The following is a 1,291-nucleotide window of genomic DNA, read 5'->3' on the forward strand; positions in this document are numbered from 1 at the left end:
TGAGGTTCCCCCGGAAAAGTGGACGGGGTTATGCCGCAGAAGCGACTGCGACTGACGCTACCTCGTAGGCAATCGGGCTGATCTGGCCGATGCTCGAATGCCGCCGGCGATGGTTGTATCGCTCGACCCAGCGGCCGACCGCAGCCACCAACTCTGCCTTGGTTGCGAAGACGTGCCGGTAGTAATACTCGTGCTTGAACGTCGACCATAGCGACTCCGCGCCGGCATTGTCCCAACACACCCCGGTGGCCCCCATCGACCGCCGCAACCCGTAATCCGCGCACGCGGCTGTCATCATCGAAGATGTGTACTGGCTGCCGCGATCTGAGTGCAAAATTGTTTCAGCACAACAGTTTTGACGCACGAAGACGGCGTCCCGCAGCGCCCCGGTGACCAGCTCGGAACGCATGTGGTCATCGACCCGCCAGCCCAGGATCCGCTTCGAATGCTCGTCCTTGATGGCGCAGAAGTACATGTCGCCTTCCCCGCAGGTCAGGTAGGTGATGTCCGAGGTCCACACGGCATCGATCCGGCCCTGGTCGAAGGCCCTGCCGACGAGGTCCTCGGGGAAATGAGCGGTCGGATCGACCACCGTGGTGCGCACTTTGAACGTGCGCGGGCTAATGCCGGCGATCCCGAGATCGACCATGATCTTCGCGACCGTGTTCTCCGAGACGCGGTCGCCCTCCTCACGCAGGTCCGCGGCGATCCGGGGTGCCCCGTACGTGCCCTCGGACTCCTTGTGGCGGGCCAGAATCTTCACCTCCAGATCCGCCCTACGCTGCTGAACTTGTGTCAATCCTATTGCCGTAGAACAGTTTTGACGTTTGTAGTAGCCAGAGGTGGAGACCTCCAACAGTCGTGCCATCCGGTTGATCTCGGTGGTGGCGCACTCGACGGCCATCAACGCAAAGCGGTTCACTTTGGTTGCTGGGCCGCAAAGTACGCCGATGCTTTTTTTAGGAAATTGATGTCTTTTTCCTGCTCGGTGACCTGGCTGCGAAGTCGGATGAGCTCGGCACGCTCAGCACCGGTCAGGGGCGCCTCGTTGTGCTCCTTGGCGGCCTCGATGCGGCGGCGCTCGTCGCGCACCCACTTGCCGAGCAGGTTCTCGTGGATCCCAAGTTCGCTGGCCACGTGGGCTACGGCGCGGCCCGTGTCGATGACTCGGTGTGCGGCCTCCACCCGGTACTCCGGGGTGAACGATCGACGTGTTGCTGACATGGAAACATCCTTCCAGCAGGACCTATGATCCCGCTATCTCGATGTCCACCAACCCTGGGGAACCTCA

The 1,291-nt window shown here is 61.8% G+C and carries 2 protein-coding genes; both read right to left on the bottom strand.

From position 1 onward, the window contains the following. Positions 1-28 precede the first annotated feature (28 nt). Entirely contained in the window at positions 29-922 is an 894-nt protein-coding gene (locus tag TBIF_RS18660) for an IS3 family transposase (protein ID WP_235174872.1), read from the bottom strand. After that, complete coding sequence (locus TBIF_RS18665) at positions 919-1,224, bottom strand: transposase (protein WP_024796265.1); 306 nt, start codon at positions 1,222-1,224, stop codon at positions 919-921. The genes TBIF_RS18660 and TBIF_RS18665 overlap by 4 nt, the downstream gene beginning before the upstream one ends. Positions 1,225-1,291: the final 67 nt, after the last annotated feature.

The sequence above is a fragment of the Tomitella biformata AHU 1821 genome, from assembly GCF_000524475.1.
Lineage (GTDB): Bacteria > Actinomycetota > Actinomycetes > Mycobacteriales > Mycobacteriaceae > Tomitella > Tomitella biformata.